The sequence below is a fragment of the Listeria immobilis genome, assembly GCF_014322765.1.
GTDB lineage: Bacteria > Bacillota > Bacilli > Lactobacillales > Listeriaceae > Listeria > Listeria immobilis.
Genome location: NZ_JAASTZ010000021.1, coordinates 39,670 through 46,256, shown reverse-complemented (window position 1 = coordinate 46,256; position 6,587 = coordinate 39,670). Strand labels below are relative to the sequence as shown.

General features: G+C 31.8%; 14 protein-coding genes. All 14 read left to right on the top strand.

The features are described from left to right. Positions 1 to 311: 311 nt before the first annotated feature. The 14 genes from HCJ50_RS13970 to HCJ50_RS15915 all read left to right on the top strand — a co-directional run bounded on the left by HCJ50_RS13970 (position 312) and on the right by HCJ50_RS15915 (position 6,547). Positions 312 to 596, top strand: coding sequence for a hypothetical protein (locus HCJ50_RS13970; protein WP_187127559.1), 285 nt, complete (start codon positions 312 to 314; stop codon positions 594 to 596). 2 nt (positions 597 to 598) lie between these two features. Next, positions 599 to 1,306, top strand: a complete 708-nt coding sequence (locus HCJ50_RS13965) for a hypothetical protein (protein ID WP_311769598.1) — start codon at positions 599 to 601, stop codon at positions 1,304 to 1,306. 37 nt (positions 1,307 to 1,343) lie between these two features. Beyond that, on the top strand, positions 1,344 to 1,658 hold the full coding sequence (locus tag HCJ50_RS13960; RefSeq protein ID WP_187127558.1) for a hypothetical protein: 315 nt from the start codon (positions 1,344 to 1,346) through the stop codon (positions 1,656 to 1,658). A gap of 332 nt (positions 1,659 to 1,990) precedes the next feature. Beyond that, positions 1,991 to 2,161, top strand: a complete 171-nt coding sequence (locus HCJ50_RS13955) for a hypothetical protein (protein ID WP_185348389.1) — start codon at positions 1,991 to 1,993, stop codon at positions 2,159 to 2,161. Positions 2,162 to 2,213: 52 nt separating this feature from the next. Beyond that, positions 2,214 to 2,516, top strand: a complete 303-nt coding sequence (locus HCJ50_RS13950) for a hypothetical protein (RefSeq protein ID WP_185348387.1) — start codon at positions 2,214 to 2,216, stop codon at positions 2,514 to 2,516. A 62-nt stretch (positions 2,517 to 2,578) separates the two neighbouring features. Then, positions 2,579 to 3,190 (top strand): thermonuclease family protein, encoded by a 612-nt coding sequence (locus HCJ50_RS13945; protein WP_185348385.1) that lies wholly within the window; start codon positions 2,579 to 2,581, stop codon positions 3,188 to 3,190. A gap of 14 nt (positions 3,191 to 3,204) precedes the next feature. Continuing rightward, a complete protein-coding gene (locus HCJ50_RS13940) occupies positions 3,205 to 3,606 on the top strand; it encodes a hypothetical protein (protein ID WP_185348383.1) in 402 nt (133 codons plus the stop codon). 171 nt (positions 3,607 to 3,777) lie between these two features. Beyond that, positions 3,778 to 4,014 (top strand): hypothetical protein, encoded by a 237-nt coding sequence (locus tag HCJ50_RS13935; RefSeq protein ID WP_185348381.1) that lies wholly within the window; start codon positions 3,778 to 3,780, stop codon positions 4,012 to 4,014. A gap of 96 nt (positions 4,015 to 4,110) precedes the next feature. Then, complete coding sequence (locus tag HCJ50_RS13930) at positions 4,111 to 4,605, top strand: hypothetical protein (protein WP_185395768.1); 495 nt, start codon at positions 4,111 to 4,113, stop codon at positions 4,603 to 4,605. Positions 4,606 to 4,689: 84 nt separating this feature from the next. Continuing rightward, positions 4,690 to 4,836, top strand: coding sequence for a hypothetical protein (locus HCJ50_RS13925; protein WP_185349385.1), 147 nt, complete (start codon positions 4,690 to 4,692; stop codon positions 4,834 to 4,836). Then, positions 4,833 to 5,456, top strand: a complete 624-nt coding sequence (locus HCJ50_RS13920; RefSeq protein WP_185349387.1) for a hypothetical protein — start codon at positions 4,833 to 4,835, stop codon at positions 5,454 to 5,456. The genes HCJ50_RS13925 and HCJ50_RS13920 overlap by 4 nt, the downstream gene beginning before the upstream one ends. A 12-nt stretch (positions 5,457 to 5,468) precedes the next feature. Next, positions 5,469 to 5,747, top strand: a complete 279-nt coding sequence (locus HCJ50_RS13915; protein WP_185349389.1) for a hypothetical protein — start codon at positions 5,469 to 5,471, stop codon at positions 5,745 to 5,747. 4 nt (positions 5,748 to 5,751) lie between these two features. Continuing rightward, entirely contained in the window at positions 5,752 to 6,012 is a 261-nt protein-coding gene (locus tag HCJ50_RS13910) for a hypothetical protein (RefSeq protein ID WP_185349391.1), read from the top strand. 28 nt (positions 6,013 to 6,040) lie between these two features. After that, complete coding sequence (locus HCJ50_RS15915; protein ID WP_260443082.1) at positions 6,041 to 6,547, top strand: AP2 domain-containing protein; 507 nt, start codon at positions 6,041 to 6,043, stop codon at positions 6,545 to 6,547. Positions 6,548 to 6,587 lie beyond the last annotated feature (40 nt).

The window sequence follows — 6,587 nt, the reverse complement described above, 5'->3', positions numbered from 1 at the left end:
GCAGTTATCCTCGCCTTTGGTATCCTATTCCTTCCAGCAAAAAATAACAAGGGGCGTAAAAACTTTTTCTAAACGCTGCGCAGAAAAACTTTTTCCTACAGCACTCCCTTGTTATTTTTAGCCTCCAGGAATAACGGACAGTCAGGCGACGATAACTACACTGAAAAAACGGAACATATCAAATCAAAGAGAGGGTGAACTCTAAATAATCGGAAATAGGCATTCCCTTTTCCGGCTCAGAAAAACAACCTAAAAAAACAGGTTGAAAAACCAAAATCAAAAAAATAAAACAAAAAAAGGAGAAAAAAATCATGACATTACAGGCAAAAATTGAAAATATGGAGCTTTTAATTCAAGACTTACTAGAGGAAACAGATAATTTATTTGTATTTGATTTAGATTATCAAATACTTGGCATGGAAATGGGTCTAAATTATTTACTAAACGAAGGAACTTATAAAATCGGTAATGAACTCACTGTAGAAGAAATAAAAGAGGATGAAGGACAAACATGTAAATACATTTTTGAAGTAAACAAAATAGGAAATGATACCGAAAATGTAACTATGACATATAAAAGAAAAGAGGTGGCATAAAAGTGGAAAGAACAAAATTGGAGCAAGCAAAAGGTAAACTGGAAAGATTAAATAATGAAAGAGCTTCACTAGGTATATCCATACGAGAAGAACATGCAAGAATCCCATTCGGACAACCAAACATTATCGGAAGAAGAGATATTTATAAAGATGTAAACCGAAAACATGCAAAATCAAATAAGTTGTTAGAGGAAGCAGAAAAACAAGAATTACGGATAGAAATGCTTGAAAAAGTAGAAACATATAAAGAAGAAAATGAATTAATTAAAGATGTTCATGTAGTTGGTCGCTCTAGCTACGCGAATGTAGGCGCAAGAACTAGTGTCAATAATTTAGATTACTTCCGCAGTAAATTGGAAGAATTAGTAAAAGAAAATGAAGAGGCGAAAGCTTACAACAAAACGAAGCCAGCAATTAAAAGAAGAACAAAAGGAGCAGAGATTACTAAACTAAAAAATAAAATTAGCATGTTAGAAGACATGCAAGAGAAAGCGGAAAATACAGAACTTAGCTCTAAAACAAAGGAATTAATAGAAAACGGGGACGTTAATCAATGGAAGAAAAAGCCGATTTACTATTTTGTTAAAGGACTTAAAAAAGTAGCTTTGGAAATAGATGAAAATGGAGATTTCTTTATCTCTCGCATGTATCCGGCGCGAGGGGAAGAAGATAAAGCGTTTGTTAAGAATTTACTAGAAGAAGAAAACTAAAAGGCAGGATTAAGGGTTAGTTCTTGGAATTACCACGTTGGAAAGCGACATTTTAGGCGTTTTCCAATGTGGTACAAGCCAGGAACGAAAAGGGAAAAGCACCCTTTTCAACGGGAAGAAAAGCACTTCCCTAAAAAATGGAAGATTGGCATGCGCCAAAAAAGCAAAAATCAGTGATCAAGTGCATGGAAATAATTTGCAAAGCAAATTATTTAGATCAAAAGCAAGTTCAAGAGCAAGAATGCCTGGCGATTTCCGATTATTTCGTCCGTTGCTCTTTGATATAACCCGTTTTTTCAGTGAACGCAGTTATCCTCGCCTTTGGTATCCTATTCCTTCCAGCAAAAAATAACAAGGGGCGTAAAAACTTTTTCTAAACGCTTCGCAGAAAAACTTTTTCCTACAGCACTCCCTTGTTATTTTTAGCCTCCAGGAATGACGGACAGTCAGGCGACGATAACTACACTGAAAAAACGGAACATATCAAATCAAAGAGAGGGTGAACTCTAAATAATCGGAAATAGGCATTCCCTTTTTCGGCTCAGAAAAACAACCTAAAAAAACAGGTTGAAAAACCTAAAAAACAAAAAAATAAAACAAAAAACAGGAGGAATTAAGATGAAATTTGAAATAACAAATCTTACAGAATTAGAAAAGAAATTGGAAAAAATAGAGGGCTTAGACATGAATAGAATTAACACTGTATTACATGATAATAATGATTATGTTGTAGGTGAAGAATTTGGTATAGCAGAAGATTTGCTAATCGGCTATATGGAAGTAGTTAATTTTCAAGTTATTAAAGCAAATGAAAATCATGTTGTAATTACTTATAACGGCACTTACTGGGATTAAGTAAGTACTAATCAACAGAAGAAAACAAAATAAATATATAAGAGAATGGAGAATGATGAAAATGTTACCATATTATAAAATTAAGGTCATTTGTGAAACGGAGAAAGGCAATAAAAAATGTGTATATAATCAAGAGAATTTAACAAAGCAAGAAGCGAAGACAAACATAGAGAAAATAGCAAGAACGATTGATAAAAATATGTTAAATGATAATGAGATAGAACGTTCGCTCATTTATTTAAAAAAGAATGAAACAGAAATAAGATTTCAAAATAAAAAAACAAAAAATTTATACTGTAAATACTTTGTGAAAATGGAACGATATAGTTTGTTACAACTTTTAAATATAAAATAATGCGAGACTTCAAGCGGATATTTGTCCGCTTGGAGTATCTAAAGAAAAGAGGATAAGGTCAAATGCGGAAAATGAAAAAATGGGTAATAACAATGGCTATTGTAGCAATAACTGGTGGATTTGGTGTAATACATATTGACAATATGTATGAAAAAATGAATCAAACAGTTACTAGTATTAAGTCGTTTCTTCCATTTACAGAAGAAAAGGCGACGGCAGCACCAAAAAATACCGTTCCCGTCAAACTAAATCACGTGACTGATGGCGATACTTTATCTGTTACTTTTGAGGGAGAAACCAAACCAAAAACTGTGCGCTTGTTATTAATTGATACACCAGAAAGCGTAAAACCAAATACTCCTGTTCAACCGTATGCAAAAGAAGCGAGTAACTACATGAAAGAATTAGTTACGAACAAAAAGTTAACACTAGAATATGATGCTGGGGGAGCAACAGATAAATATAGCCGTGTTCTTGCTTACGTATATGCAGATGGAAAAAATATTAACGAAATGATGTTAAAAGAAGGATATGCAAGAGTAGCTTATGTTTACGAGCCGAATACAAGATACCTAAGCGACTTTAAAAAAGCAGAAGCGGCAGCAAAAGAAGAAAAGAAAAATATTTGGTCTAAACAAGGATATGTAACAAATGATGGATTTCAAGCGAATTAAAAGAGGTGAAAACATTGTCTAATGAATTCAATTTAGAACAATTAATAGATGAAATAGCAAAGTATGAGGTAAAAGCTTACAAATACAATTACGATGACATTAGATCCAAAATTGTAAAAGAAATTCAGTTAAAAAACAGAGTAACTTTAGCATTTAATATCAATTTTCAAGAAACGTTAGGAGATTATGAAGTAAAAGCGTATTACGATTTAGCTGATTTGACCTTAAAGCAAGAGTTTAATAATCATGATAAAAAATATATTTTAATTATCAAGCAGTTTACTTCTATTCAGGATATTTTAATCGATGCTAAAAATTTAGATTATCAAAGATTAACAAAAGTTTCAGATAAAGCAGCAATGCTTGAAATTTCTAGAATCGAAGCGTTAGAAGATAAGTTATTTTCTGATGATTAAAAGCTAAAGAGCCTATCGCCTTTCGCTGCGCTACAGTTGATAAAAGCAAAGATAGGAACGGTGTTGCTTTGCAAAACCTCTCCAATCTTTGCTTAATAAAAAACAGAGTGAAAAAATAAGTGATTTCTTAGAGAGCAAGTAGTATAAAAATTAAACTGCAGGAGGATGAAAATGGATAACGTGAAACAATATGTATTAATAGATTATGATGACAATAATAGGGTGATAATAATTGATTCCGATAAAAATAAATGCTTAAGAGCTATTGAAATGATTTTAGGAAATGATATTGCCATCGGTGTTTATGAAGATTGCGAGCAAAGTATTGAAGAAATAATGGAGAATGAAGGCTGGACAGAATTTGGGTTTGATATTTTAGAATACAGTGGAACAAGTGGAGTATTTTAAAGAGTATTGTAGATGAATAATTAAGAGAAAAAAGGCGATGTATATACTTTATGCATTGCTTTTTTTCTAAAAAAATGTATGAAAAGGAGTTTTAAAATGACAAAAATTATATCAGCATTCCCATGTATGGGAAAAACGACCATATTCTCTTTAAATAAAGATACGATGTTTGATCGAGAATTTAATGAAAGTCGTTCTATTAGAGGTATGTCTACAGAAGAACGAGATGTCTTCTTTCAACAATGCGCTAATATTGTTCAACTTCAACAAAAAATAGGTTATTATGATTATATTTTCATTACAGATAATCCGTTGTTGGTTTCTTGTTTAGATGCACAAATAATTACGCATGTATATCCGAATGTTTTTGATGAAGCGGTTATGCATGAGTATAAGCAGCGAGTGTTAGAAAGAAATGATATTGTCTGGTACGAACGTGTCATTACGCCAAAACTGGGCTATTTAAAAGGGCATATTATTGCGCTGCAAGAAAAAGGCTGTGATGTTCGACTTACAGATTTAGACAATCGCTTTATAGAAGATGTTTTTACGTTTAATGAGTATACGAAGTTACCAAAACAATTTATATAAATGGCTAATTTTCTATTAAAGTTCTCCTATATAGGAGAAAATGATGCTTTTTACCTATATACAAATTCTCCTATTTAGGAGATAATGTATATAGAAAGAAAAACAAAAGATGACTTGAGCGGTAACTCAAGCCATCAGCAACCAATCCAAAATGGATTGATAGCACTAGTATATTGTATTTTCTTTTTAAAAGCAACCAAACCAAAATTAAAGGAGATTGATGAAAAATGACAACGAAAACAGGTAGAGTAGTAGCAAAAAAAATCTATGGACATGATAATGTAGAGAATAAAAATTTGATTCATGAATTTGCAGAATTAATTTTTATGAATGGAAGAAAGATTTATGAGTTAAGCGTAAAACCTTTGAATTCTAGTTTAGTAGTAAAACGCTTTTATTATGAGGAAAAACCAGATGTTGAATTTTTCGCAGATGGGGAATGGGAAATCACAAGAACCAATTTTATTTTTGATGATGAATACGACTTAAAAACAAAAGCTGGATTCAAGCAAAAAATTATCAATTATTTAGTAGAATTAGAAACTGAAATTCGAGTCAACGAAAAGTCTGTATTTATAGATAAAGCCTTTTTATTAGAAGAATTAGAAAACTATTTTGCTGATCATGATTTTTATCGGTACGATGGTTATCCTCAGATTGAAATGAAGACTTTTCTTGATAGAAGACCTTTTGAAATTGCGCGTGATGTAGCAAATAGATGTGAATTTAAACTAAGATATTTTCCTGCTACTTACGAGAATAAAGAAGCTTATTTAGAAGCTACAAGCGGCAAATGGGTGGTACAAACGTTTGGTTATGGTGCTTCTAAATTATACGATAAAATGATGTAAGGGGAATTCATGATGAAAAAATATCCGTTGGAACGACTGCTGCAAGAATATAATTATAGTATGTTAGATGTAGAGAGGGAAGAGGGCTTAAAGTCCTCTACTCTCTATAATTTAAAGTATCGGAATGATTCTGTAACAGATTATAAATTAGAAGTCATTATTGCTTTATCCTCATTGTTAAATTTAAGTTTAGATGATGTATTTGCAAAATTATGTCGATACGAAGTAGAATATGAGCTAAGTCAGCTCATAGGAGAAGACGAAACTAATTTGTTGCTAGAAAGGGGATAGCTCATTGACGATAGAAGAACAAGCTTTTCAATTAGGAATAAATTACAAAAAGAAGCAATTAATCAGTAAAAGTAATTATCATACATTATTTTATAAGTTGACTAATATTGTTAAAAAAGGGGATAAAGAACTTTTTTTGAACACATTGCTAGAATATAGTAAAGAAAGGAAAATTCCTTCCTTTTTTGAAGAAAATGACTTGCAAGAAGAAAAAGTATTTAAAGCAGTAGGTTATGCATTTATCGTTGGCTTAACACAAAATTAGAATTATGCTAGGTGAAGGAGTGTCAGCTATGGCAAAAAATCAGGATTTAACGGGGGTCAAGATTGGCCGTTTGACAGTCATCGAAAGATTGCCTTCACGTGAATGGCTATGCTATTGTGAATGTGGGAATCAATATATTACTACTACGAGTCACTTAAACCGAAAATGTGGTGTGAAAAGTTGTGGTTGTTATAAAAGCGAATTAGCTAGGAAAAACAGCAAAAAGAATACGGAAAACGCAACGAAACAGAAATATCAGGAAGCTTCAAAAAAGATAAAGGAAACAATGAAGAAAAATAACGAGTTGGTAGAGAATACTCGTATATCAATGATTTCAGACAAAAAAATCAGATCAGATAACAAAAGTGGCCATACAGGTGTTGCTTTTAAAGATAATAAATGGATTGCACGGATATTTGTTTCCGGAAAAGAACATCATTTGGGTACATTTAACACGAAAGAGGAAGCAATTGCTGCAAGAGAAAAAGGAGAAGAGTTATATTTTAAACCTTTAGTAGATAAATATAAGAAGTAAATTATAAATCTGTTACATAAAGTTAGTAAAAAGTAAATGC

What these genes read in the sequence shown, in the direction of transcription:
- HCJ50_RS13955 (WP_185348389.1), top strand. Translation starts at nt 1,991, where the DNA reads ATGAATAGAATTAACACTGTATTACATGATAATAATGATTATGTTGTA.
- HCJ50_RS13915 (WP_185349389.1), top strand. Translation starts at nt 5,469, where the DNA reads ATGAAAAAATATCCGTTGGAACGACTGCTGCAAGAATATAATTATAGT.
- HCJ50_RS13935 (WP_185348381.1), top strand. Translation starts at nt 3,778, where the DNA reads ATGGATAACGTGAAACAATATGTATTAATAGATTATGATGACAATAAT.
- HCJ50_RS15915 (WP_260443082.1), top strand. Translation starts at nt 6,041, where the DNA reads ATGGCAAAAAATCAGGATTTAACGGGGGTCAAGATTGGCCGTTTGACA.
- HCJ50_RS13925 (WP_185349385.1), top strand. Translation starts at nt 4,690, where the DNA reads ATGTATATAGAAAGAAAAACAAAAGATGACTTGAGCGGTAACTCAAGC.
- HCJ50_RS13930 (WP_185395768.1), top strand. Translation starts at nt 4,111, where the DNA reads ATGACAAAAATTATATCAGCATTCCCATGTATGGGAAAAACGACCATA.
- HCJ50_RS13920 (WP_185349387.1), top strand. Translation starts at nt 4,833, where the DNA reads ATGACAACGAAAACAGGTAGAGTAGTAGCAAAAAAAATCTATGGACAT.
- HCJ50_RS13970 (WP_187127559.1), top strand. Translation starts at nt 312, where the DNA reads ATGACATTACAGGCAAAAATTGAAAATATGGAGCTTTTAATTCAAGAC.
- HCJ50_RS13950 (WP_185348387.1), top strand. Translation starts at nt 2,214, where the DNA reads ATGATGAAAATGTTACCATATTATAAAATTAAGGTCATTTGTGAAACG.
- HCJ50_RS13945 (WP_185348385.1), top strand. Translation starts at nt 2,579, where the DNA reads ATGCGGAAAATGAAAAAATGGGTAATAACAATGGCTATTGTAGCAATA.